The organism is Paraburkholderia sp. RL17-337-BIB-A (assembly GCF_046025895.1).
In the GTDB taxonomy this organism is placed as follows: domain Bacteria; phylum Pseudomonadota; class Gammaproteobacteria; order Burkholderiales; family Burkholderiaceae; genus Paraburkholderia; species Paraburkholderia fungorum_C.
The window spans coordinates 2,629,838-2,653,555 of the sequence record NZ_JARESY010000001.1 but is presented as its reverse complement, the minus strand read 5'-3'; the positions used below and the strand labels follow the sequence as shown (position 1 = coordinate 2,653,555).

Annotated in this window: 23 protein-coding genes and 1 tRNA gene; 18 read left to right on the top strand and 6 right to left on the bottom strand. The window is 61.6% G+C overall.

Annotated elements, in window-relative coordinates; all coding sequences use genetic code 11:
- Nucleotides 1-23: 23 nt before the first annotated feature.
- Complete coding sequence (locus P0D84_RS11945) at nucleotides 24-1,118, bottom strand: NAD-dependent epimerase/dehydratase family protein (RefSeq protein WP_408336521.1); 1,095 nt, start codon at nucleotides 1,116-1,118, stop codon at nucleotides 24-26.
- Nucleotides 1,119-1,272: 154 nt separating this feature from the next.
- On the opposite strand from P0D84_RS11945, the gene P0D84_RS11940 reads away from it, so the two are divergent.
- Together P0D84_RS11940 and P0D84_RS11935 are read left to right on the top strand one after the other, a co-directional pair.
- Entirely contained in the window at nucleotides 1,273-2,352 is a 1,080-nt protein-coding gene (locus tag P0D84_RS11940; RefSeq protein WP_408336518.1) for a TetR/AcrR family transcriptional regulator, read from the top strand.
- Between the two features lie 46 nt (nucleotides 2,353-2,398).
- Nucleotides 2,399-3,535 carry an enoyl-CoA hydratase/isomerase family protein gene (locus tag P0D84_RS11935; RefSeq protein ID WP_408336515.1) on the top strand — a complete coding sequence of 379 codons (1,137 nt, stop codon included), beginning with the start codon at nucleotides 2,399-2,401 and terminating at the stop codon, nucleotides 3,533-3,535.
- Nucleotides 3,536-3,678: 143 nt separating this feature from the next.
- Here P0D84_RS11935 and P0D84_RS11930 read toward each other — a convergent pair whose 3' ends face one another.
- Complete coding sequence (locus tag P0D84_RS11930) at nucleotides 3,679-4,104, bottom strand: hypothetical protein (protein WP_179731325.1); 426 nt, start codon at nucleotides 4,102-4,104, stop codon at nucleotides 3,679-3,681.
- Between the two features lie 532 nt (nucleotides 4,105-4,636).
- Between P0D84_RS11930 and ssuD the strand changes: the two genes are divergently transcribed.
- The 4 genes from ssuD to P0D84_RS11910 are packed head-to-tail and all read left to right on the top strand — an operon-like array spanning nucleotide 4,637 to nucleotide 7,988.
- Nucleotides 4,637-5,797: an FMNH2-dependent alkanesulfonate monooxygenase gene (gene ssuD / locus P0D84_RS11925; RefSeq protein ID WP_408336511.1), complete on the top strand. Its 1,161-nt coding sequence runs from the start codon at nucleotides 4,637-4,639 to the stop codon at nucleotides 5,795-5,797.
- Between the two features lie 55 nt (nucleotides 5,798-5,852).
- On the top strand, nucleotides 5,853-6,719 hold the full coding sequence (gene ssuC / locus P0D84_RS11920) for an aliphatic sulfonate ABC transporter permease SsuC (protein ID WP_408336508.1): 867 nt from the start codon (nucleotides 5,853-5,855) through the stop codon (nucleotides 6,717-6,719).
- Complete coding sequence (locus P0D84_RS11915) at nucleotides 6,716-7,717, top strand: ATP-binding cassette domain-containing protein (protein ID WP_408336505.1); 1,002 nt, start codon at nucleotides 6,716-6,718, stop codon at nucleotides 7,715-7,717. The genes ssuC and P0D84_RS11915 overlap by 4 nt, the downstream gene beginning before the upstream one ends.
- A gap of 55 nt (nucleotides 7,718-7,772) precedes the next feature.
- A complete protein-coding gene (locus tag P0D84_RS11910; protein WP_007182147.1) occupies nucleotides 7,773-7,988 on the top strand; it encodes a TOBE domain-containing protein in 216 nt (71 codons plus the stop codon).
- Between the two features lie 3 nt (nucleotides 7,989-7,991).
- Here P0D84_RS11910 and P0D84_RS11905 read toward each other — a convergent pair whose 3' ends face one another.
- Nucleotides 7,992-8,267, bottom strand: a complete 276-nt coding sequence (locus tag P0D84_RS11905) for a hypothetical protein (protein WP_408336502.1) — start codon at nucleotides 8,265-8,267, stop codon at nucleotides 7,992-7,994.
- Between the two features lie 290 nt (nucleotides 8,268-8,557).
- On the opposite strand from P0D84_RS11905, the gene P0D84_RS11900 reads away from it, so the two are divergent.
- Together P0D84_RS11900 and P0D84_RS11895 are read left to right on the top strand one after the other, a co-directional pair.
- The gene (locus P0D84_RS11900) at nucleotides 8,558-8,755 is read left to right on the top strand and encodes a hypothetical protein (RefSeq protein WP_408336499.1); all 198 of its coding nucleotides are present in this window, start codon (nucleotides 8,558-8,560) and stop codon (nucleotides 8,753-8,755) included.
- Between the two features lie 177 nt (nucleotides 8,756-8,932).
- Nucleotides 8,933-9,313: a glyoxalase superfamily protein gene (locus P0D84_RS11895; protein WP_408336496.1), complete on the top strand. Its 381-nt coding sequence runs from the start codon at nucleotides 8,933-8,935 to the stop codon at nucleotides 9,311-9,313.
- Nucleotides 9,314-9,441: 128 nt separating this feature from the next.
- On the opposite strand, the gene P0D84_RS11890 is transcribed toward P0D84_RS11895, so the two are convergent.
- Complete coding sequence (locus tag P0D84_RS11890) at nucleotides 9,442-9,711, bottom strand: hypothetical protein (protein WP_408336493.1); 270 nt, start codon at nucleotides 9,709-9,711, stop codon at nucleotides 9,442-9,444.
- Nucleotides 9,712-10,060: 349 nt separating this feature from the next.
- Between P0D84_RS11890 and dusA the strand changes: the two genes are divergently transcribed.
- The 5 genes from dusA to P0D84_RS11865 all read left to right on the top strand — a co-directional run bounded on the left by dusA (nucleotide 10,061) and on the right by P0D84_RS11865 (nucleotide 16,227).
- The gene (gene dusA, locus P0D84_RS11885) at nucleotides 10,061-11,062 is read left to right on the top strand and encodes a tRNA dihydrouridine(20/20a) synthase DusA (RefSeq protein WP_408336490.1); all 1,002 of its coding nucleotides are present in this window, start codon (nucleotides 10,061-10,063) and stop codon (nucleotides 11,060-11,062) included.
- A 103-nt stretch (nucleotides 11,063-11,165) separates the two neighbouring features.
- Nucleotides 11,166-11,241, top strand: a tRNA-His gene (locus P0D84_RS11880).
- Between the two features lie 881 nt (nucleotides 11,242-12,122).
- Nucleotides 12,123-13,283 (top strand): branched-chain amino acid ABC transporter substrate-binding protein, encoded by a 1,161-nt coding sequence (locus P0D84_RS11875; RefSeq protein WP_408336487.1) that lies wholly within the window; start codon nucleotides 12,123-12,125, stop codon nucleotides 13,281-13,283.
- 194 nt (nucleotides 13,284-13,477) lie between these two features.
- A complete protein-coding gene (locus P0D84_RS11870; protein WP_408339798.1) occupies nucleotides 13,478-14,956 on the top strand; it encodes an NAD(P)-binding domain-containing protein in 1,479 nt (492 codons plus the stop codon).
- A gap of 254 nt (nucleotides 14,957-15,210) precedes the next feature.
- Nucleotides 15,211-16,227, top strand: a complete 1,017-nt coding sequence (locus P0D84_RS11865; protein ID WP_408336485.1) for a sulfonate ABC transporter substrate-binding protein — start codon at nucleotides 15,211-15,213, stop codon at nucleotides 16,225-16,227.
- Nucleotides 16,228-16,332: 105 nt separating this feature from the next.
- Here the strand turns inward: P0D84_RS11865 and P0D84_RS11860 are convergent, their stop codons facing one another.
- Nucleotides 16,333-17,778 carry an MFS transporter gene (locus P0D84_RS11860; RefSeq protein ID WP_408336482.1) on the bottom strand — a complete coding sequence of 482 codons (1,446 nt, stop codon included), beginning with the start codon at nucleotides 17,776-17,778 and terminating at the stop codon, nucleotides 16,333-16,335.
- 306 nt (nucleotides 17,779-18,084) lie between these two features.
- Between P0D84_RS11860 and P0D84_RS11855 the strand changes: the two genes are divergently transcribed.
- From P0D84_RS11855 to P0D84_RS11845, 3 genes are all read left to right on the top strand, one after another.
- Complete coding sequence (locus tag P0D84_RS11855) at nucleotides 18,085-18,981, top strand: glutamate/aspartate ABC transporter substrate-binding protein (RefSeq protein ID WP_408336479.1); 897 nt, start codon at nucleotides 18,085-18,087, stop codon at nucleotides 18,979-18,981.
- A 64-nt stretch (nucleotides 18,982-19,045) separates the two neighbouring features.
- Nucleotides 19,046-19,780: an amino acid ABC transporter permease gene (locus P0D84_RS11850; protein WP_408336476.1), complete on the top strand. Its 735-nt coding sequence runs from the start codon at nucleotides 19,046-19,048 to the stop codon at nucleotides 19,778-19,780.
- Between the two features lie 3 nt (nucleotides 19,781-19,783).
- A complete protein-coding gene (locus P0D84_RS11845; protein ID WP_408336473.1) occupies nucleotides 19,784-20,485 on the top strand; it encodes an ABC transporter permease subunit in 702 nt (233 codons plus the stop codon).
- Nucleotides 20,486-20,724: 239 nt separating this feature from the next.
- On the opposite strand, the gene P0D84_RS11840 is transcribed toward P0D84_RS11845, so the two are convergent.
- Nucleotides 20,725-21,045 carry a hypothetical protein gene (locus tag P0D84_RS11840; protein WP_408336470.1) on the bottom strand — a complete coding sequence of 107 codons (321 nt, stop codon included), beginning with the start codon at nucleotides 21,043-21,045 and terminating at the stop codon, nucleotides 20,725-20,727.
- A 251-nt stretch (nucleotides 21,046-21,296) separates the two neighbouring features.
- Here P0D84_RS11840 and P0D84_RS11835 point away from each other — a divergent pair, with 251 nt between their 5' ends.
- Together P0D84_RS11835 and cysC are read left to right on the top strand one after the other, a co-directional pair.
- Complete coding sequence (locus P0D84_RS11835) at nucleotides 21,297-23,042, top strand: tetratricopeptide repeat-containing sulfotransferase family protein (RefSeq protein ID WP_408336467.1); 1,746 nt, start codon at nucleotides 21,297-21,299, stop codon at nucleotides 23,040-23,042.
- Complete coding sequence (gene cysC / locus P0D84_RS11830) at nucleotides 23,039-23,611, top strand: adenylyl-sulfate kinase (RefSeq protein WP_408336459.1); 573 nt, start codon at nucleotides 23,039-23,041, stop codon at nucleotides 23,609-23,611. The genes P0D84_RS11835 and cysC overlap by 4 nt, the downstream gene beginning before the upstream one ends.
- Nucleotides 23,612-23,718: the final 107 nt, after the last annotated feature.

Below are 23,718 nucleotides of genomic sequence, written 5' to 3'. Positions count from 1 at the left end.
CTTTCGTGTCCGAAGGCCCCCAGTCAGGCGGTTTTCGCGGCGTCCCGATGAGGGTCCACACGCGCCGATGCCGTTGCGCGCGCTGCGTCGAACGCCTGACGGATACCGTCTTCGTATGAAGTTTTGGCGATCGGACCGATTAGTTGTGTCAGTGCAGCGTCGTCGAGCACGACCGGCTCGGTCATCAGGTAGTTCATCTCCACCAGTTCCCGCATCAGCGGATTGAAAAGGCCGAGCATGCGCAACATGGTCTTGCCGGCTACCGTCAGTTTCGGCTCACGGCCCGCCAGCACATAGGCCTGCCTCGCCACTTCGCGCTGCGTGATCGTGCCCACGCCGGCCAGGTGCCACCAGCGGCCATATGCTTCGGGGGTACGCGTGAGTTTTTCGACTACCGGTCCGATATCCGGCAAGTAGATGAATTCGTGCGGTACATCCACCGGCCCGATCACCTGCGCGCGCTTGCCGTGCGCCGCGGCCTTGAACACGCCATTTAGCAGACTGCGTTCAATGCCGGGGCCGTAAAAGTCCGGCAGGCGCAGCACCAACGTCGACAGGCGGGTCGATCCGCTTGTGCTCCCGCTTACACGTTCGCTTGTGCTACCACTCGCGTCCCCACTTGCGCGCTTGCTTGTGCTCCCACTTGCGCTCCCGCTCGGACGCCCATGTGCTGCCAGCACCAGATTTTCTTGCGCGAGCCGCATCTTGCCTTTGAACGTATGCGGCTCACGCGGATGATTTTCGCTAATCGGATTGCCGCGCGCGCGGCCGTATGGATACACGGTGCCGATCAGAATGAAGCGTTCGACGCCCGCCGCCGTCACGCCGCTGAGTGTTCTTTCCATAAGCGGTGGATGCGCGGCGAACTGATCGTAAGGCACGCCCACCAGATAGATCACGGTCTGCAAGCCGGCGGCCGCGGCGCTGATCGAAGCCGGGTCGTCCGGATTCCACGTGACGATTTCCGCGTGCGGGTCGTGGCCGAAGGCTGCCTCGAGCGGCGCGCGGGCGCGGCCGACCACGCGGTAATCCCGGCCCGCCGCGCTCAGCGCCGCCGCGATGATTTGCCCGGCCGCGCCTGCGGCACCGAATAATCCGACTTTCCCTGTGGCTTGCATGACGTCTCCTGGAGGCGGCGCCGAATCGCGCCCCGGTGGCTATGACTGATCTTCAACGATCTGGACTGACCGATGAAAATTTAATGAACACCGTTCAGTGAACACTGTTCAGTTTAATTTGACTTTTCAGTTTGTCAACCGGAGAATGTTCGTCATGGGAATCGTCGAACGAAAAAGCCGTCAGAAACAGGCGCTGCGCGAGCGCATCCTCGATGCCGCGCGGCGCATCGTCATGCGCGAAGGCTTTGCCGCGCTGTCCATGCGCAAGATTGCGGACGCCATCGAGTATTCGCCCGCCACGCTGTACCTTCATTTCGCGAGTCGCGATGAGATCGCGCAGGCGTTGTGCGCGGAAGGTTATGCGCAATTGCTGGAGACGTTTGTGCCGTTAGCGCAGATCACCGACCCGGCTGAGCGGTTGAGGGCGCTTGGGCGCGCTTATGTGGCTTTTGGTGTCGCGCATCCGGAAACCTATCGGTTGATCTTCATGGAAGATCCGAGCTATACAGGCGCGGCGTTGGGCGGTATGGCGGCGATGTCGGGGACGGGTGTGTCGGTGGCTGCGAACGCGGATGCCGGGGCGATGGACGAAGCGGTGGCGATGCCGGCCGCAGGAACAACGGCCGCAGGAACAACGGCCGCAGGAACAACGGCCGTAGGTTCCCACCCTTCCGGAAAAGCGAGCCTCGCGCCCGCGAAATCTGAGGACGACCCCGGCGACGCTTCGTTGCGCATCATGCTCTCCGCGCTCGAAGAATTGAAAGCGGCGGGGCGCCTGTCCGCATCCATGGACGTGGCAGTGTGGGCCGAGGCGTTCTGGGCGACCTTGCACGGCATCGTCGCACTCAACCTCACATGCCCGGTGTTTCCGACCGTGCCGCTGGATACGGTGGTGGGTGTCGCACTCGATGCGTGGCTGGGCACGCAGGGCGCCGGGCAGCCGCCTCGCGTCACACGCACCTCCCGCGCGCGCAAAAAAATGCCTGCTGAAGCGCCGGCGGAATCGGCCAGCGAGTTGAGCCGCGAACTGGCCGCTCAGCCATCTCGGCCCTCCGCGCCGTCGGGCAAGAAGTCCACGAAGCGGCCTGAGGCGTCAGCCCTCAAACCCGCCACCGACGCGGATACCCACGATCCCACCAAATCGGCGACAAAACCAGAAACCAAAGCAGAATCCAAACCAGAAACCAAAGCGCCGACCAGGTCCGCCACCAGGCCGAAAGCAACGCGTGCATGATAACGTTCAGTTCCGACTCAACTCGCGCCATCGCGCTTAGCTCTCCATGTCCATTTCCGCCTCGCCCGCCGTCAGCGACGAAGTCGCGACTTACGTAGTCAACCGCATCGGTTTCATCGAACTGGAACGGCCGAAGGCGCTCAACGCGCTGTCGACCGGCATGATTCGCGCCATGCACGCGGCGCTCGATCAGTGGCGCGAAAATCCCGACGTGCTCGCCGTGGTGGTGCGCAGCGCGCATCCCCGCGCGTTCTGCGCGGGCGGCGACGTCCGCTTTCTGTATGAGTCGGCTGAGCGCGGCGAGCACGACGCGCGCGATACGTTTTTCATTGAGGAATACCGGCTCAATCACGCGATCTTCACCTACCCGAAGCCCTATATCGCGTTGACAAACGGCGTCGTGATGGGGGGCGGCATGGGGATTTCGCAGGGCGCGCATCGTACCGGCGGCCTGCGAGTGGTGACCAACTCGACGAAGATGGCGATGCCCGAGACCCGCATCGGACTCTTTCCCGATGTCGGCGCGAGCTGGTTTCTGGCGCGCACGCCGGGCGCGCTCGGCCGTTATCTGGCGGTCACCGGTGAGACAATCGGCGCCGCCGATGCACTCTATGCAGGCCTCGCCGACGCCTATATCGACGATGCGGCCTTGCCCGCGCTAGTCGATACGTTGCGCAGCGAACTGTTCGAACGCGGCGCTGACGTGGTGGCGTGCGTCGAGCGTGAGACCGCCGCGCATCAGGTCGTGCCTCAACCCGATGCTTCGCCGCTCGCGAGCGTACGTGCGTTGATCGACCGCCATTTCGCGTTGCCCGACATGACGCGGATTCTCGCTTCGCTGGAGCAGGCGCGCGCGCATGGCGGCGAGGCCGCCGATTGGGCCGAGCAGACGATCGCCGTGTTGCGCGAACGTTCGCCGCTGTCGATGGCGGTGTCGCTGGAAGTGGTGACGCGCGCGGAGGGTTCGATGGCGGATGTGCTGCGCGGCGATCTGGATCTGACGCGCACGAGCTTTGCGCAGGGCGACACGATCGAAGGGATTCGCGCGCGCATCATCGACAAGGACAACGCGCCGCGCTGGCGTTTTGCGCGCATCGAAGACGTGAGCGCCGCCGAGGTGGCGAAGATGTTCGAAAGCCCGTGGCCGGCAAACGAGCACCCGTTGCGCGATCTGCGCGCCTGAATAAGCTCTGGCAACAGCGATAGCAGCGGCAGAAACCATGCCGGACCGCCGAACCGCAAACCGCAAACCGCAAACCGCAAACCGCAAACCGCAAACCGCGGTCCGCCGAACCAGCATAGTCTCGCGAGCGGAGCTGAAAACGTTCAGTCCTCGTCTTCGCTCGCCATGAAGGCGCGCATGAACACCAGCGCGCCCCAACCCCACATTGCATTCGCCGCGAAACCCACTGCGAGGCGCGGCAGCATATTGCCGCTCGGCCAGATGCCGCGCAGCGGATCGACCACGAACACACTCGCCGCGGTCAACGCAATGCCGCCGAATACGAAGGCCGGCACCCACGGCGCACGCCGCCCAGGCGCCACGCGCAGCAGCCACGCCATCAGCACCGCCCAGAACGCGCTCCAGATTGCGTTAGCGATGAACTCGGGCAACCCGAGCGGCAAAAACGGTGCGGTTGAAAAACCGTTCGGGTCGATCAGACCGGCTGCATGCAGCAGCGCCAGCGTCGATTCATGAAAGAACAGGGAAGCCAGAAAACCGGCGACGAACGGCAGGATGAGTTTTTGCATGCATTGCACCGCGAGAGCTCAGGCGGCGTGGTTCGCGCGGCCTGCATCGGATTATTGGAAACGTGGCGCCATTATATAGAGGGGTACCCCGCTTCCAGCGTGGGGAAGGTGCAACACCCGTATGCTTTAGCGTCGGGCTAATCACGAAAGTGGAAAACCTAAGCTAAAAAAAATCGTTCAAAAGCCGCGCCCCGATCCATAGACTGTTTCTCCATGCAGACGGCGTTTGCCGCCGTCGCCCATTTAATCGAGCGCATCACGCGCACGTTTGGTCGAGGGAAGCCGTCGCGATGTCCTGCCTGATGCCGATCTTCAGCCGCTCCATGGCGCACGCGCGTTCGCGGACGCGCTGTCGGAACTAGTCCACGCCTCATCGCCGTATTTCCGTCCTTTTTTGCGCTTGCATCTCCGGCTGCGTGCCGGATGGATACGCGCGACCAGCGGCGCGCGGCTAGCCTGTGCGCTTTCGCTCGACTCACCGTCGTTACACACGTCTCCATTCAATCCAGTTTCGAACAAGCAGGAGCAGTAAATGAATGTGTTCTGGTTCATTCCGACTCACGGCGACACCCGCTATCTCGGTACGTCCCAAGGCGCACGCGCAGCCGATTTCGACTACTTCCAGCAGGTCGCCGTCGCCGCCGATACGCTCGGCTACGAGGGCGTGTTGCTGCCGACCGGCCGTTCGTGCGAAGACGCCTGGGTGGTCGCATCGAGCCTGATCGCCGCGACCAAACGCCTGAAGTTTCTGGTGGCAATCCGTCCGGGCCTTTCGTCGCCGGGTCTGGCGGCGCGCATGGCGGCCACTTTCGATCGTCTGTCGAACGGGCGTCTGCTGATCAACGTGGTGACCGGTGGTGGTCCGGCCGAACTGGAAGGCGACGGTATATTCGTCGACCACGACACGCGTTATGAAATCACTGATGAATTCCTGCACATCTGGCGCAAGCTGCTGAGCGCCGCGCACACCAACGATTCGATCGAATTCAACGGCAAGCATTTGATCTCGAAGGGCGGCAAGTCGCTGTATCCGCCGGTGCAGAACCCGCATCCGCCGCTGTGGTTCGGCGGTTCGTCGGCGGCGGCGCACAATATCGCGGCCGATCACATCGACACGTATCTGACGTGGGGCGAGCCGCCCGCAGCCGTCGCGAAGAAGATCGCCGACATTCGCGCCCGTGCCGAAGCGCGGGGCCGCCAGATCAAATTCGGCATTCGCTTTCACGTCATCGTGCGGGAAACCGAAGAGGAAGCATGGGCCGCCGCCGACAAGCTGATCAGCAAGCTCGACGACGAAACCGTTGCCCGTGCGCAAGCGTCATTCTCGAAGATGGATTCGGAAGGGCAGCGGCGCATGTCTGCCTTGCACGGCGGCAAGCGCGGCGGCCGCGCGGAACTCGAGGTCTATCCGCATCTGTGGGCGGGCGTGGGTCTCGTGCGCGGAGGCGCGGGCACGGCGCTGGTCGGTAATCCCGAGCAAGTGGCCGCGCTGATGAAGGAATACGCCGAACTTGGCATCGACACGTTCATCCTGTCCGGCTATCCGCATCTTGAGGAGTCGTATCGCTTCGCCGAACTGGTGTTTCCGCTGCTGCCGGGCCATCAAGCGAAGAAGGCCAGTGGTCCGCTGTCGGGTCCGTTCGGCGAGATCGTCGGCAACGACTATCTGCCGAAGGCGACGAGCTCGAGCTGAGCATCTCAGGCCGGCTCATCAACGACGTCCATCGATAGGCAATGAGGAAATCATCATGGCTCAATCCGCTGTGAGTGCGGACCGAAGCACACAGGCAGGCGCGCGGGCGGGTTCCAGCGTGCGTGCAGGGGCGCTTGTGGGACTTTTGCGCCGCATCGGCGCGCATCTTGCGCCGTGGCTCGCGCCGCTCGCGATTCTGCTGGCGTGGGAATTCGCGGCGCGTAGCGGCATTCTCTCCACGCGCGTGCTGCCCGAGCCGCTCGCGGTCGTGAAGGCCGCGTGGTCGCTGATCCAGTCCGGCGAAATGTGGGCCGACGTGAAGGTCAGCACGTGGCGCGCGGTGTCGGGCTTTGCGGTCGGCGGCAGTATCGGGCTCGTGCTCGGCCTTGCAACGGGTCTCTTCAAACCCGTTGAAATCGCACTCGATTCGACCGTGCAGATGATCCGCAATATTCCCGCGCTGGCGATGATCCCGCTCGTGATCCTGTGGTTCGGTATCGAGGAAGAGGCGAAGTTGTTTCTCGTCGCGCTGGGCGTGTTTTTCCCGATCTACGTGAACACGTTTCACGGCATTCGCTCGGTCGATGCCAACCTGGTCGAAATGGCGCGCAGTTACGGCGTGAAAGGTTTCGCACTGTACCGGCACGTGATTTTGCCGGGCGCGTTGCCGTCGATTCTGGTCGGCGTGCGTTTCGCGTTGGGACTGATGTGGGTCACGCTGATCGTCGCTGAAACCATTTCCGCGCAGTCGGGCATCGGCTACATGACGATGAATGCACGCGAATTCCTGCAAACCGATGTCGTGGTGGTCGGCATTCTGCTGTACGCGGTGCTCGGCAAACTCGCCGACGTGCTGGCCAAGGGCCTCGAGCGCGTCACGCTGCGTTGGCATCCGGCTTATCAACGAGGAGCCAAAGCATGAATGCAACGACCTTGTCGGCGTCGTTCGGCGGTGTCGCGGGCAGCGATCTCGAAGCCGGACGGGCGCAACCTCACGCCGTCGATCACGACGCGGACGAAGCCGCGGGTTTCGAGCGCGCCGATACGGCGGCGCGCGATAGCCAACGCGCCGGCTTGGTGTCGGCGGCGGGCGCGCTAAGCCGCAACGACGCACGCCGATCCGCCGATTATTCGGTCGAGTTGCGCGGTGTCGGCAAGCAGTACGGCGAGCGCGAGGTGCTGGCCGATTTTGATCTGTCGATCGAGCGCGGCAGTTTCGTGGCGATTGTTGGCCGCAGCGGCTGCGGAAAATCGACCTTGTTGCGGTTGGTCGCGGGTCTGGAAAAGACCACCTCGGGCGTGCTCGAAAAGCGCGCCGAAGACGGCCGGCCGCTCGATACCCGCATCATGTTCCAGGACGCGCGGCTCTTGCCCTGGAAGAGCGTGCTGCAAAACGTGATGCTCGGCCTCGGCCGCAGCGCCCGTGAAGATGCGCGTGCGGTTCTCGCCGAAGTCGGCTTGCTCGAACGCGCCAACGACTGGCCCGCGCAGTTGTCCGGCGGTCAGCGCCAGCGGGTGGCGCTGGCGCGGGCGCTGGTGCATCGGCCGCAATTGCTGCTGCTGGACGAACCGCTCGGCGCGCTCGACGCGTTGACCCGCATCGAAATGCACGCGCTGATCGAACGCTTGTGGCGCGAACATCAATTTACCGCACTGCTGGTGACGCACGACGTGCATGAAGCCGTCGCGCTAGGCGACCGGATTCTGCTGATCGAAGACGGGCGCATCGCGCTCGATCAGCCGGTGCCGCTGGCGCGCCCGCGGGCGCGTGCGTCGGCCGGTTTTGCCGCGCTGGAAGAACATGTGTTGCAACGCGTCCTGAAGACCGCGCCGAACGACGACGCGCTGTCCGATCGCGCTTACGACGCACGTGACGAGAGCCGCCTTACGCGGCCGACAGACGTCCGCTGGGCCGTCTGATATCCCTTGACTGACCGTTTTCACGTTTTCAATCGCTTTTCTGGAGCCACTCGACATGAGCATTTCCGCAATCAACGTACGTAATCAGTTCAAAGGCAAGGTCAAGGAAATCATCCGCGGGCCGGTCGTGTCCGAAGTCGATGTGGATACGCCGTTCGGTATCGTTACCTCGGTGATCACCACGCGTTCGGTCGATGAACTCGAGCTGAAGGTCGGCTCGGAAGTGGTCGCGCTGGTGAAGTCGACGGAGGTGTCGATCGCGCGCCTGTAAGCGCTATTTCGCGTTGGCGGCACTGGCGGGCGGTTCGTGCATCATCTTGTCGTTGGTCGGTTTGCGCGGACGCTTGATCGGCATGTTGTCCGGATTGCTCGCACCGCCTGAGCCGGAGGCCGCCTCGGGCGGCTTGACCATCGAAGCGCCACCATTCTGCGGTGCCGCTTGCGTCTTGAGCGCCGGGTTTGACGTTTGCGCGAACGCCACGGTGGCGCACGCGCCGACTATCGCAAGCGCGACGCCCGCCGTCAGCGCTGTCATTCTGTATCTCTCCATCTCGCTCTCCTTTCCGGTGCGGCTTATGGGATTTTCTGCGTCCACGCTTGTGGTGGTAGACCCGGAGTCGCGCGGAAAATTCGCGAGTTGCGCCGCGTTCCGACCCGGGCGCATCCAGTCCACATCCAGTCAGCACCAGTCCACATCCAGTCAACATGGGCCGGGCACGCGCTGGCGCGCACGGAGCGCCACCGCGCAACGTGCTGCACGCAACGCCTATGCCTCGACGCGCCACTGCATGCGGCCGCGAAACTTGCTAGGATGAATTGAGCATCACGACGGAGACGGTCATGTTGAAGTCATTGAGTCCTGAAGCGGTAGAAGCATTGCGGCGCCTGAACGATGCCGGTGTCGGACAGCCCCTGCCGAAGTTCGCGCAATCCGTCACCGCGGAATTGCTGACGAATGGACTCGCTGCCAAAGCGAGCGGCGGGGAAGTCGAGATCACCTGCAACGGCCGGCAGTACCTTTCCGGCGATTGCGATTGATCGTCAGATGAGTCGGTCCGGTGCGTGTTCCGAGCCGCGCGGGCGGCCCGGCGGACAAACATGGCCGACGGAATTTCACCCACGGCGCGAAAGACAACCCAGGAGGCGAACACGGAGCCAAACGGCCAACGTGTTCGATTAAGCTGACGGATTCTTGTCGACTCGCTGGAGGCCGCTTTGCATCTCGCACGTGCAATTCCGATCATCCGTATCTTCTCTGAAGAGAAAGCCAGAGAGTTTTACGTGGACTTTCTCGGCTTCACCATCGACTGGGAACACCGCTTCGAGGCCAATTTCCCGCTCTACATGCAGGTGCGCCGCTCCGAGCTGATCCTGCACTTGAGCGAGCACCATGGCGACGCGATGCCAGGCTCGACGATTTTCGTGCCGGTGCAGGACATCGACGCGTTGCATGCCGAACTTCAACGCAAGGACTACAGGTACGGGAAGCCGGGTGTCGAAGCGTTGCCGTGGGGAAAAGTGCTGGAAACGATCGATCCGTTCGGTAACCGGATTCGTTTCTGCGAATCGCCGCAAGTGGATGCGCGCGAGGCGTGATGAAGGAGGGTGTGGCTCGTTGTCGCGGCCGCCCTGTAAACGGGAATGGGCGCCGGCATGCACTGCTGCATGCCGGCGCCCAGTTCGGGGCTGCTGTCTTGTGAACGGCACCCCTCAACGGCGACAGATTAGTGGCCGAAGAAAACCGATTGCGGGCCCGACGAAGGTTGTGCACGCGTACCCGATTGCGACGACACAGTGTTCACGCCGCCGTACGAGTTCGCTTCGGCGCTAGTGCGTTCAGCTGCAACAGTTTGCGCGTTCAGGCCTTGTTGCGAAGCCGGTGCGCCAACTGACGGACGATAGTACGGTGCCGGGCCGTAGCCGCTAGCGAATGCGGGAGCAGCGATCGAAGCAGAAACAGCAACCAGCAGGGCGGCGATGAGCTTGGTCTTCATGGTGTAACTCCGAGAACGTTTCGATTTCATTTCAGGAAAGCGTCGCAGGGACCAGTGAGGGGTTGTCTGCAACGTCGATGGGATGCAGTGTATACCCCTACTATCGAAAATTTATGCTGATAATCTGAAATTACTATTCTCGTTACTGAAATAATCGGTCAGACGTATATGCAACAAGCCTCTGCCGTGTTCCGACCCCGTCGAAGAAACGTTTTTGGCGTTCAAAGACCCGCCTGGCAGGGTGGGTTATCGCGGTGTTGATGGAAATTCCTGCCTGTCCCGGGCGTTTCAGGGGCATTTGACGACTTGCGGTAAAATCGCGGTTTGATTCAAGCCGCCTGGCCGCCCCATGTCTTCAGCTCAACCTTCCAGTCCGCGCCGTGTTTCCGTCGCACCGATGATGGACTGGACCGATCGCCACTGCCGCTCTTTACATCGCGTGATATCGCGGAATACGTGGCTCTACACCGAAATGGTCACCACCGGCGCGCTACTGCACGGCGATGTGCCGCGCCATCTTGCGTTTACGCCCGATGAAGCACCGGTCGCCTTGCAACTCGGCGGCAGTGAACCTGACGACCTCGCTCGCTCGGCAAAGCTCGGTGAGCAGTGGGGCTATGACGAGATCAATCTGAACTGCGGCTGCCCATCTGAGCGCGTGCAGCGCGGTGCGTTCGGCGCGTGTCTGATGAACGAACCGCAACTCGTTGCCGATTGCGTGAAGGCAATGCGCGATGCCGTGTCAGTACCGGTAACGGTCAAGCACCGGATCGGCGTCGATGCGGTGGATGACTATGCCTTTGTGCGCGACTTCGTTGGCACGATCGCGGAGGCCGGCTGCAGCGTGTTCGTCGTGCACGCGCGCAACGCGATTCTCAAGGGCTTGAGCCCGAAAGAGAATCGCGAGATTCCGCCGCTCAAATACGACTACGCGTATCAGTTGAAGCGCGATTTCCCGCATCTGGAGATCATCATCAATGGCGGCATCAAGACGCTGGATGAAGTAGAGGCGCATCTCCAGCACGTCGACGGGGTGATGCTCGGGCGCGAGGCTTATCACAACCCTTATGTGCTGGCCGATGTCGATGCACGCTTCTATGGCTCGACGGATGCGCCGCTCACGCGCGAGCAGGTCGAGGCGAAGCTGATCGACTATTGCGCGGCTGAAATGGCGCGCGGCACGTACCTCGGTTCGATCACGCGTCATGCGCTCGGTCTTTACCGCGGTGAGGCAGGTGCGCGTGGATGGCGTCGCGTGTTGTCCGACAGCAAACGTCTGGCGGCGCGTGATCTGACCATTTTCGACGAGGCAAGACAGCATCTGCGTGAGCCCGTCGAAATTTTTGAATAAAGGACTAGGCAAACGGAATTCTTGTTCGTATAATCTCGTTTCTTCATCGGTGAGCCAAGTTTCTCAGCAATGAGTTGCTAAGCAAGTCAAGTAGATGTCAGTGGTGGCTGTAGCTCAGTTGGTAGAGTCCAGGATTGTGATTCCTGTTGTCGTGGGTTCGAGCCCCATCAGCCACCCCAAAGAATTCATGCGGATTACCGCAATAGTAGTCAGCAGCTCGTTCCATATTTTGGAGTGAGCTTGAAAATTAAGCCCGCCTATAGCGGGCTTTTTTTCGTCCAATCGATCGATCGGTCATGGCAGCAGGCGCGCATGTCGCGCAGCGAGAAGTTCGAACGCCATGCCACGCACCTTTGCCTCTCTCTCGCCGACGCTCTTTCGCGAACGCGCGACATCAAACCTCAATGGCCAGCGCGATCTCATGCGGATGCGCATAGCGTGTACGTGGCCGCGTTGGGTTGTATTCAAGGCCGCGGCACGGGTTGACCTCGATCTCACCGTACCGAACTTTGCACACCGTTCAACTTTCCTCCTCAAGCCTCACTGCGACAGAATCTTCTCGACGCGCCTCATTTTGACGCGAGGGCAACAGCGCCACGAAAGCTCGCAATCGGGGACCACGCTAATTGGAAAATCAAAGTTAAGAGCAGGTTAAATATATCTGAATTGATAGATGGAACTTGCAGATTAAACTTTGATTCGATTCGCTAACTTGTCGGAACCTTCGTTTTGAACAGGCAGGGGAGCGAATGTCGAAAACCCTCAATCAGCGCGTGGTGGCGTCGCACCCAAGCTAGATAGAGCAAGCAGGATATTCGTGAGCGGGCCGGCGAGTCCGGGGCGCTCCGGAAACCGCCAAGGCTTGCTTGACGCATTGCGCAAGTGTCTCGGCACGGCCGGCGTTCCTTGTGTTCGATGCAGCGCGACAACCACGTTACAACCCTGCTTGGGCCCGCACGTAATTCCGATCGACGGCCCGGCGATCCTCCTGATCATCGCTGACGAAATACATCGCGGACTACTGACGTTCGGATCTTTCGTCGACACATACGGAACAGCCATGAATGTTTTTTTGCGTCGTTTGGGAAAATTTTCGTCGGTCATATTGTTAGCGACAACGCCTCTGCTGGGCCATGCTCAAGTCAAGATTGGATTTGCCGCGGGACTCACCGGGGATTCGTCACACTATGGCGTCGATCTCGAGAGAGGCGCGAAGATTGCCATCGACGAAGCGAATTCAAGCCACCTCAAGATTAACGGGAAGCCGGTCACATTCGAACTCGTTGTGGAGGACGACCAAAGCGACCCACGCATGGGCACCATTGTTGCCCAGCGGCTTGTCGACGAAGGTGTGGTGGGGGTGGTGGGCCACTTCAACTCCGGCACTACGCTCCCCGCATCAGCGATCTACCATAGCGCTGGTATTCCGATGGTATCGCCAACCGCGAGCAATCCCACGCTGACCTCGCAAGGCTTCAATAACGTATTCCGCCTCGTCAATTCAGACGCACAGTTGGGCGCATATGCGGCACGATATGCTGTGCAGAATATGCATGCCATGCACATCGGCACGCTCGACGATCGAACCGCATTTGGACAGGGGTTGGCGGACGCCTTCTCAAAGGCAGTCGTCGCGGCGGGCGGAACGGTCGCCGACCGGGAATTTACCGCCGATCAATCCGAGGATTTTCGTGCACAGATAACCGCGATGAAGGCCAAAGGCGTTGACGTGGTTTTCTTTGCCGGTTTGGATAAGCAGGCGGGCGAACTCTCAAAGCAAATTCACCAGCTGAACCTGAAGGCCACGATCCTGGGAGGCGGTAGTTTCGCGAACGACAATTTTCTCTCTCTCGCAGGTCCGACCGGAGAGGGCACCGTATCGTGGGAACCGGGTGTTGCCCTGAGCATGATGCCAGGCGGCGCTGGTTTTGACGCAAAGATGAAATCTCGTTACCACGCCGGGGTTCTTGCCTATTCACCCAACGCATACGACGCCGTTTGGACACTGATCCACGCTATGCAGAAGGCGAATTCCACGGAGCCGAAGGTGTACCTTCCTGCGGTTGTTCAGACGTCGTTCGCGGGGGTGTCGGGGCCGATTTCATTCATGCCGAACGGCGATCTGAAAGATCCGCCAGCAACGCTTTATAAGGTCATAAACGGGAAGTGGGTGCCACAAATGATTGCTCGTAACGGTCAAATGCATCCATTAGGCCAGTGAACGTCGATTAGGCCAGTGAACGTCGATTGGCGCGGTGGAAGCCGGGCAGAGTCGCCCGGTTTGACGCGCATGGTCGCGATGTTCGCGTAGACCGACTGTTTGGCGCGTAGCCGTGGGAAACCGTTGATGCAGCCAACCTCAATGCCGCAGTATCAACACAGAGTCAGATAAGGAGAGTCAACTTGACTGAGGCTATGAGTCCTCCCCCGCACAGTCTTTCGGAGCTTGAAGCGCGGCTAAAACAGGATCTCGCATGGCTAGGTCTGCCACCGAAACCATGGGTGCCGGAGCGCATGCTTGACGGCACACGAGTACTCGATGTGCTGGTCGTCGGTGGCGGAATGTGCGGTCTCGCGGCAGTGACAGCGCTCAAGTTGCTGGGTATCAACAACGTCAAGGTGATCGATAGCGGGCGACGTGGCGCCGAAGGTCCGTGGTCGACATTTGCGCGTATGGAAACCCTGCGCTCGCCGAAGGATCTGACGGGACCGTCGCTGGGCCTGCCGGCGTTGACTTTCCGTGCCTGGTTCGAGTCACAATTCGGCCAGCTGGCATGGGAAAGGCTGGACAAAATTCCGAGGCTCATGTGGATGGACTATCTGCGCTGGTATCGGATGATTCTCGGTATCACGATTGACAACGAGGTGAAACTTACGCGCGTCGAGCCCCGCCAGGATGGACTGGTGGACGCATACCTCACAGACGGTCAAGGAACCGGGCGAATCGTATCCCGGCATCTCATTCTCGCGACCGGCCGTGACGGCTTGGGCGCACCCTATCTGCCGTCCTGCGCCGACGGCCTCGACCGCCGCTACTATGCGCATTCCGCCGACCCGATAGATTTCGGCGCACTTGCGGGAAAACGCGTGGCGGTGGTGGGCGCGGGCGCATCAGCGATGGACAACGCCGCGACCGCTCTCGAAGCCGGCGCACTACGTGTCGATCTGTTCATCCGGCGCGAAGACATTCCGCGCATTAACAAGCTCACGGGCATTGGTAGTCCGGGGCTCGAACACGGCTTCGCCGCGTTGCCGGACGAGTGGAAATGGAGAGTCAACGCCTACTCGGCGAAAACGCAAATTCCTCCGCCAAGAGGCAGCACGCTGCGCGTCTCGCGGCACGGCAACGCATTTTTCCATCTGGGCAGTCCGGTGAAGACGCTTACCGTCGAAGCGGATTCGCTTGTCGTTCAAACCCCCAAAGGGCGATACCAGACTGATTTCGTTATTTTCGCAACGGGCTTCAGCATTGATATCACCCAGCGCCCGGAACTTGCTTCTTTCGCGTCGCAGATTCGTCTTTGGCGAGAGCGCTTTACGCCGCCTGACCAGGAGCGTATTGGGGACCTGGGCCTGGCGCCTGATCTGGGGCCACTGTTCGAATTCCGTGAGCGGCATCCCGGCGCGTGCCCCGCTTTGTCCAGAATTCACTGCTTCAATTCTGCCGCGTCGATGAGCCAAGGCAGACTATCGGGAGACATTCCCGGCGTGAGTGTCGGCGCGCGAAGGCTTGCCGAGGGAATAGCCAGGCAACTCTTTGTGGAAGATATCGACAGTCATTACACAGCGCTGAATGATTATGAATCGCCCGAGCTGCACGGGGATGAATGGACGGATGGCGACATCGAGGTGGACACGGAGAACCTTCAAGAAACGGATTCTCCTGCTCACTAGCACGAGGAACGCTTTCATGGCCGGATGATCGCCGCATCAACGCCAGGCTGCCCGCAAGAGATCCCAGGACACGCCAGCGCAAATGCTGGCGACGGCACATATGCGCATAGCCTCGATCTATAGCAGAAACGATTCTTTGACGGCGCATTGACCATTGCGCATTATTCGCGCTCATTCATGCGTCGAAGCTGCGGCTATAACGGCACCGCTTTTCTGCGCCCATGGCTTACTGATCTTCTCAGGACCTCCGCCTTATGTCTCATACCGAATCGAAGCCCAACGGCGCGCGCGACGGCCGCCGTTCGTTACTGAAGATGGCCGCAGGCCTTGGAGTGGGCGTGGCCCTGCGTGGACTCGGCGCCGCTGGTGTGACGCTTGCCGCGAGTAGCGCGGTACGCGCGCAGGGCAGCAAGGTGCTGAGCATCGGTTATCAGAAATACGGCAATTTCATCGTCCTCAAGGCGCGCGGCACGCTTGAAAAGCGTCTCGCGCCGCTCGGTTTTTCCGTTCAATGGCTCGAGTTTCCGGCGGGCCCGCAGCTGCTGGAAGGCGTGAATGCGAACGCCGTCGATATCGGCGTGGTGGGGGAGACGCCGCCCGTGTTTGCTCAGGCCGGTGGTGTGAACTTCGTGTACATCGCCGCCGAGCCGGACGCACCGCGCGGCGAAGCGCTGATTGTGCCGAAGGACTCGCCGATCCGCTCGATCGCCGAGCTGCGCGGCAAGAAGGTGGCCGTCACCAAGGGCTCGAATGCCCACTACCTGCTGGTCAAGGCGCTGGAGCACGGCAAGGTCGGCTACAACGAGATCCAGCCGGCCTACCTCGTTCCCGCCGATGCGCGCGCCGCGTTTGCCAACGGCAGTGTCGACGCCTGGTCGATCTGGGATCCGTATCTTGCTGCCGCCGAGCGTCAACTGGGCGCGCGCGCGCTCACGAATGGCGAGGGCCTCGTGCGCAACGTCGAATATTATGTCGCGCGCCGTTCGTTCGCGACGGAGCACGCCGATGTGGTCCACGCCGTATTGGCCGAACTGCAGCAGCTCGACGGCTGGGCCGAGCACAACGTGGCGGCCGTCGCCGCCCAGCTCGCGCCGCTTACCGGGCTCGACACGGGCACGCTCGAACTCGCGTTGGGCCGCACGGGTTACGGCGTGCTGCCGGTTGACACGGGCCGCTTCGCGTATCAGCAGCAGATTGCTGACGCGCTCTACGAGATCAAGCTGATCCCGAAGAAACTGGCCGTCACCGACGCGCGCTGGCAAAACGCATGATGCAGGCGCGTAGCGCGTGCGGGTCCGGGCTCGCACGTCACGCTGCGCAGTCTCGTGCCGCGCCGGGGAGCGGGCCTGCCGCCCTGATAGTGTGAATCCCGTTTGCTATCCAGGGCGGCGCGCTGGCGCTTGCCCGCTGACCTCGGCCCCTGCATCGCGCGCAAGCCCGAACACATCGACGATGCCGAGCAGGCCCACGGCCGCAACGATCAGAAACGCGACGCTGAAATCCGCCGGCGCGATCGAATGCGAATCGTGACCATGCAGCCATTCGGCGACGCGTAGCGCGATCGCGCCAAGGGCCACGCCGACACCCATCGTCATCTGGAACAAGGTGCTCGACAACGCGGATGCGCCGCTCATCTGCGTCTTCGGGACGTCGGCGAAGCTGAGTGTATTCAACGCCGTGAACTGCAACGAGCGCGACAGCCCGCTCAGGAAGAGCACGACCACGATCACCGTCCTGGGCGTGGCAGGCGAAAGGAAACTCATTGCCGCGAGCGAGATCGCGGCGAACAGCCCGTTGACGATCAGCACGCTGCGAAAGCCGAAGCGCCGCATGACGGGCGTCGTCACCACCTTCATTGACAGGTTGCCGGCAAACACCGACAGCGTGAGCAGCCCCGACTCGAACGCATTCAGTCCGAAGCCCACCTGGAACAGCAGCGGCAGCAGAAACGGCACTGCACTGATCGACACGCGAAAGAGCGAGCCGCCGCCCATGGCCACCGCAAAGGTCTTCACACGCAAGGCCGACAGATCGATGACCGGCTCGCGCGCGCGCCGCACATGAAACCATGCGGCGCCCCCCGAGGCCACGCCGATGGCGAGCAGGCCCGTCACCTCGGACCACTGCGTATTGCTGCGCCCAAGCAATTCCATCGCGTACATCAGCGTCGTCCCGGCGACGCCCGTCAGTACAAAACCGAGCGTATCGAAGCGGCGGCCGGCGTTCTCCTTTGCGTTGTCGAGATACATGATCGACAACAGCAAGCCGATGCAGCCGAGCGGCAGATTCAGGTAGAAGATCCAGCGCCACGACGAGTAGGTCGTGATGAAGCCGCCAAGCGGTGGTCCGATCACCGGCGCGGCGAGCCCCGGCCAGGTAATGAAGGCGATAGCGCGCATGAGGCCGTCCTTCGGCGTTGCGCGCAACACGGCGAGCCGGCCGACCGGCACCATCATGGCACCGCCGATGCCTTGCAGCACGCGAGCAGCGGTGAATTCGGGCAGGCTCGTGGTCATGCCGCACAGCACCGACGCCGCGGTGAACACGGCGACCGCGCTGCTGAACACCGTCCGCAGGCCAAAGCGGTCGGCGGCCCAGCCACTGATCGGGATGAATACGGCGAGCGTCAGCAAATACGACGTGATGCCCAGGCTCAGATCGACCGGATGCACGCCGAACGAGTGCGCCATCTGCGGCAGCGCCGTGGCGATGATGGTGCCGTCGAGGTTCTCCATGAAAAAAGCGGCCGCAACCAGCATCACAATCAGCGAGCCATGTCCTGGGTTGTGGTCCGCCGCGCGGGATAGATTGGGGGCCTGCATCGGCGAGGATCTCCTGAACGTTATTCACTGGCGGATTGGCCGGGATTCGGGCCACAGCGTACGTGAGCCGAACCGCACAATCAATAGAATCAAAAGGGATTTGGTGCAAATAGCAATCAACGAATCGGTTAGCGAAAATTACAAATGATTCGACTCGTCGAGGCGCATGGCTGGTCTGAGGCTTAGCAGAAAGACCGAATAGCAAATCCACTATAAATACTTGCCGTCACCAGCGTGATTGAGATCTACTTGCAAGTTGCTTGCATTTGCAACTAACGCGAACTGTACTCTTGGAGACCATTTTCAATGATTCGGAAGAACACGCTTCGATTGCTGCTTGCTGCCTCGCTGGCGGCGATCGGATCTGCTCACGCACAGAGCTCCGGTACGCTGCAGAAGATCAAGGATAGCGGAACGATAGTGCTTGGCGTGCGCCCCGCGGTCGTGCCGTTTTCGTATTACGACGACCAGCAGAAGCCCATTGGTTATTCCCAGGACGTCGGGCTCGCAATCGTGGCCGCCGTCAAACAGAAACTGAACTTGCCAAACCTGGCCGTCAGGACGATTGCAATCACGCCGCAGAACCGCATTCCGTTGTTGCAGAACGGAACGATCGACATCGAATGCAGCACCACGACGAACAACGCCGAGCGGCAGAAACAGGCAGCCTTCTCCAATACGATCTTCATTATCGGCACACGCCTGCTGACGAAGAAAGAGACAGGCATCAAGGACTTCGCCGACCTCAAGGGACGTACCGTCGTGACGAACGCGGGCTCGACGTCCGAGCAGATCTTGCACCGGCTCAACTCGGAGCAGCACCTGGGCATGGTCATCACGACGCAGAAGGATGTCGCGGAGTCGTTCCTCGCGCTGTCGACGGGGCGCGCCGACGCGTTCATGCTTGACGACGCGATGCTGGCGGGCGAGCGGGCGAAGGCATCCAATTCCGACGATTACCTGATCGTCGGTGCGCCTCAATCGAAAGAGGCATATGGGTGCATGTTCCGCAAGGACGATCCCGACTTCAAGAAGCTGGTCGACGACGCGGTCACGCGGCTGCAGACGTCGGGCCAGGCGGATGCGCTCTACAGGAAGTGGTTCGAGAGCCCGATTGCGCCGAACCGGGTCAATCTGCATTTGCCGGAAAGCGACGATCTTAAGGCCCTGTTCAAGGCTCCCAACGACAAGCCGCTGAGCTGATCACGCGGCGGCCGCGCCTGGCGAACCCGTCGGCCGTGCCTTGTTAATCTATCGGGGACCGGACATGGGTTATCGCTGGGATTGGGCGGTCTTTTTCCAGCCTGTCGCTACTGGAGAGCCATCCACTTATCTCGGATGGATCGTCTCAGGGGTGGAAACGACGGTCGGCATTGCGATCACCGGGTGGGTCATTGCGCTCGTGGTCGGAACGGCGATGGGCGTCGTTCGCACCTTGCCGGGCAGATGGCTGCACGGGTGCTCAGCCAGTTATGTCGCGCTGTTTCGCAACATTCCGTTGATCGTTCAGTTCTTCCTGTGGTTCTGGGCCGTTCCCGAGCTGCTCCCGGGCCCGCTCGGCAGTACGCTCAAGCATATGCCGCCGGAGCAATCCGGCGTGCTGACGTCGATAATCTGCCTCGGGCTGTTCACGTCGGCGCGGGTATGCGAGCAGGTGCGGGCGGGCCTGCAGGCGCTCTCGGGCGGGCAGCGGGCCGCAGGGCTATCGCTTGGATTGAGCGTGTTCCAGACCTATAGGTACGTGCTGCTGCCCGTCGCGGTGCGCAACCTCGTGCCGCCTCTGACATCCGAATTTCTGAATATCGTCAAGAACTCGTCGGTGGCCTCGACGATCGGCGTGCTCGAACTTACCGCACAGGCGCAGCGAATGATCGACTACACGTCGCAGGCATATGAATCGTTTGCCGCGATCATTGGCGGCTATGCGCTGTTGACCGGCCTCATCATGATCGTCGGGCGAAGAATCGAAAAGGCGGTCCGGCTGGCTGCGTCCGGGCGATAAGCGATGCCATACAGTTTTCACTGGACTGTCATACCGAAGGATTTGCCCGAACTGGTCCGCGGGCTGCACATCACGCTTGAAATCGCGGCGGTGGCGTTGGTCGCAGGATTTTTGCTTGGCGTGCTGCTGGCCTTGTTCAGACTATCGCGCTTCCGGTTGCTGTCGGCGTTTGCGCGTGCCTATGTGACGGCCTTTCGCGCCGTGCCGCTGCCGGTGGTGCTGCTCGTATTCTTTCTCGTCGTGCCGCAACTGCTGGTGGCGTTCCTGCATCTGCCGGCAGGCACCGACATACGGCGCGTCTCGGCATTGATCGCGTTTTCGCTATTCGAGGCGGCTTACTACGCGGAGATCATTCGCGCAGGCGTCAACAGCGTTCCGGCCGGACAGCTCAATGCAGCGCTGGCGCTCGGCATGACACCGCTCCAGAGCATGCGGCTGATCGTGCTTCCCCAGGCGCTGCGGGCGATCGTCCCGTTGCTGCTGACGCAAGCCATCATCCTGTTTCAGGACACGTCTCTCGTCTACGTGATTGGCCTTGGCGACTTCTTCACGATTGCCTCGAACGTTGGGGCACGCGATGGCACGACAGTCGAGTTGGTCTTGTTTGCCGGCGCATGCTATTTCTGTGTGTGCACGGCAATGTCCGCCGTAGTACGTCGATTGCAGGTCCGGCTTGGGGGCGCAGCGGGCACGGAGACCATTTAGTCAGTATGTGTTCGCGCGAGGCGGGGGCCTGGCCTCATGGTTGAATCCAACGCGGATTCGCATCGGCATTGTCAAGTTGTCGAGCGGCACGCCAACGAACATAGGGCGCATCGCATTCGTGTTCGCCAAAGGCTTCGTCGTGCGCCTTGGCAGCGCGGCCCATGGCCCTGAGCATCGGTCCGATTCCTGAACACCATCGAAGCGCGATCGCGCCAAACGATCATGGCGTCAACGCTCCGTCAGTGCCCATGTCCCCCATGGCCGCCACCGCCACTGCTCCACGAACTGCCGCCGCCGTGGCCGCCACCACCGCCGTGCCACCCTCCGCCGTGCCCTCCATGCCAGTACCCGTGGCCCCCGTGGTAATAACAGCACGAGCCGCCCCAGCCGCCCCAGATGTTCACCGTGCCGTAAGCCGGTCCATACGCCGGCCCGTACCCATAACCGTAGCCCGGATAATAGGGTTGCGCGTAGGCATAGTCGTATCCCGGCGCGACTACGCACCCAGTCAGACTTGCCGCCACAGCCACCAATACGATTGATGCAATGCGCCTGCTCACAATTTTCTCCCGCGTATGTGAGTGAGAAATATGGCGCGTCCCGGAGTTCAGCAGCATTTGTGTCCGCACATTACGACGCGGCTGCGCCCGCGCGCTTCGATGACATGCGCTCGGCAATCGAATGCCATGGGGGCCGCGCGTTGCGGCAGTCTTTCGAACCCTGACGGATCCATCGTTGTGTAACAGTTCGTTAAATTTTCGAAACGTAACTGTATGGCGCGCCTGATACTTTCGCGTCAGACAATTTGCCTTTGAACCCAGTCGCACGCTTGCGCGGCGGCTGGACGAAGAAGAACGCACTTCCCCTTGCCGGGCCGCTCGATGCCAAGCCTGCAAAAACCTGGCCGTTAATGAAGCACGATACACAGTCGGCAATCGCATCAGAATGGCGCGGCCAAGGCGACGCCCGCGCCGCTAGCGGCGAACTGCAAGCTGCACTCCAATGTTTCGAAACAGCCCGCGCGCTCGATCCCGCCAATGTCATCAACCTTGAGCGTGTCGCCGCGACGCTCGCCACGCTGAACCGCTTTCCCGAAGCCGTGATCCGCTATCACGAAGCGATCGCATTCGATCCGCGCAACGCCGATTTGCATCACGGCCTCGGCTGGGCGTTCGAGCAGATGCACCGGCTCGAGCAGGCGGTAGAGGCCTATCGCGAAGCAGTCCGGCTGAAGCCGGGCGCCGACGGCTCGCACAACAACATGGCCAACTGTCTGCAGGCACTCGGCCGGTTCGACGAGTCGCACGAGGCCTATCGCCGTGCGATCGAGGCCGCCCCGCAGGTGCCGTTGTACTACCGCAATTTCGTGCAGTCCAAACGCCTTGGCGCCGACGATCCGGTGTTCGCCGCGCTCGAGCGGCTCGTGGGCGCTGCCGCTTCGTTCGCACCCGCCAATCAGGCGGAGATTCACTTCGCGTATGCTCAGGCACTCTCCGATGTGGGGCGCAACGATGCGTCGTTCGATCATTTCCTGAAAGCCAATGCGTTGCACCGCACCGGTGTGCATTATGACGAAGCCGCGTCGCTTGGCCTGTTCGCGCGTTTGCCGGAATTCCTGAATTCGGAGGTGCTGGCAGCGAAGCGCGGTCTGGGCGATCCGTCGGCGGCGCCGATTTTTATCATCGGGATGCCGCGCTCCGGTTCGACCCTGATCGAGCAGATCCTCGCGAGTCATCCGCAGGTTTTCGGCGCAGGTGAGTGCACGGAGTTCGGCCAGGCGTTGGTGAATTGCATCGGACGCGATGCGGGCGATCCGTTGCGCATCGATATCGAAGCGTTGCAGAACTTGAGCGCCACGCAATTGCGCCCGCTCGGCACCGACTATTTGCGCCGGATGCACACGGCGCTGCCGGAACTGCGAGCCGCCACACCGGGCTATAGGCGTTTCACCGACAAATACCCGTTCAACTTCGTCAATGTCGGGCTGATTCATCTGGCGTTGCCGAATGCACGCTTCGTTCATAGCAGCCGCTCGCCGCTACAAACCTGCCTGTCGATTTTTTCGCGAATTTTTCACGACGTGCCGTTCAGCTACGATCTGGGTGAACTCGGCCGCTACTATCGCGCGTACGACGCGTTGATGGCACATTGGCAGCAGGTGTTACCCGAGGGCACGATGATCGAAATCAAATACGAGGAACTGGTCGAAGACTTCGAAGGCAATGTCCGGCGCTTGCTCGCGCATTGCGGACTCGAGTGGGACGAGCGCTGTTTGTCGTTTCATCAGACCGTGCGGCGGGTGAGTACGGCAAGCGCGGCGCAGGTGCGCCGTCCGCTCTACAAGACGTCGGTGCAGCGCTGGCAGCCGCAGCCCGCGTTGCTGCAACCATTGCTCGATGGCCTCGGACCGGAGCTGGCGGTTGCTGACAGCTCCGGTGCACACGAGCAGGCGCCGCTTGTAGATGCTGATGCGGGCAATGCGGCCAACACGACCAACACGACCAACACAGCCGATACAGCCGATACAGCAGCTACCGGCACGGAGCGCAAGTCATGAGCGCGACCCGTGGAGCTGTCATCTGGATGACCGGCTTGTCCGGCGCCGGTAAATCGACCTTGGCCGGCGCGTTGCACCAGCGTCTGAAAGAAGCGGGGCATGCCTCGATCGTGCTCGACGGCGACGTCCTGCGGCGCGGCCTGACCGCCGGTCTCGGCTTCACGCGCGAAGACCGCGCCGAGAATTTGCGGCGGATCGCGCATGTCGCGGCGCTGTTCATGCAACAGGGCTTCATCGCGATTGCCGCGGTGATCTCGCCCGAGCATCAGCATCGGCGCATGGCGCGGGAGATCGTGGGCGTTGGTTTCGTCGAAGTGTTCGTGAATGCGCCGCTGGCGGTGTGCGAAGCGCGCGATGTCAAAGGCCTGTACGCGCGGGCGCGGCGTGGTGAGATTCCCCATTTCACCGGTGTTTCCGGGCCCTTCGATGTGCCGCTGGAGCCGGATGTCACGATCGAAACCGATCGGATGCCGCTTGAGCAGGCGGTCAGCCGCCTCGTTGCGCATCTCACCTCGGTGGGCTGCCTGCCCAGCGAAAGCGGGCGCGGCGGGCTTCGTCACGTGGAATAACCGGCGCAAAGCGGGTGCTTTTTTGTCCGCGCAAAATCTCCATTGGGCGCTGCGGCGTGCTTCATTCTGGGCGTGCTCGCCGTCATGCTCGGCTGGCGTGCGCCGAA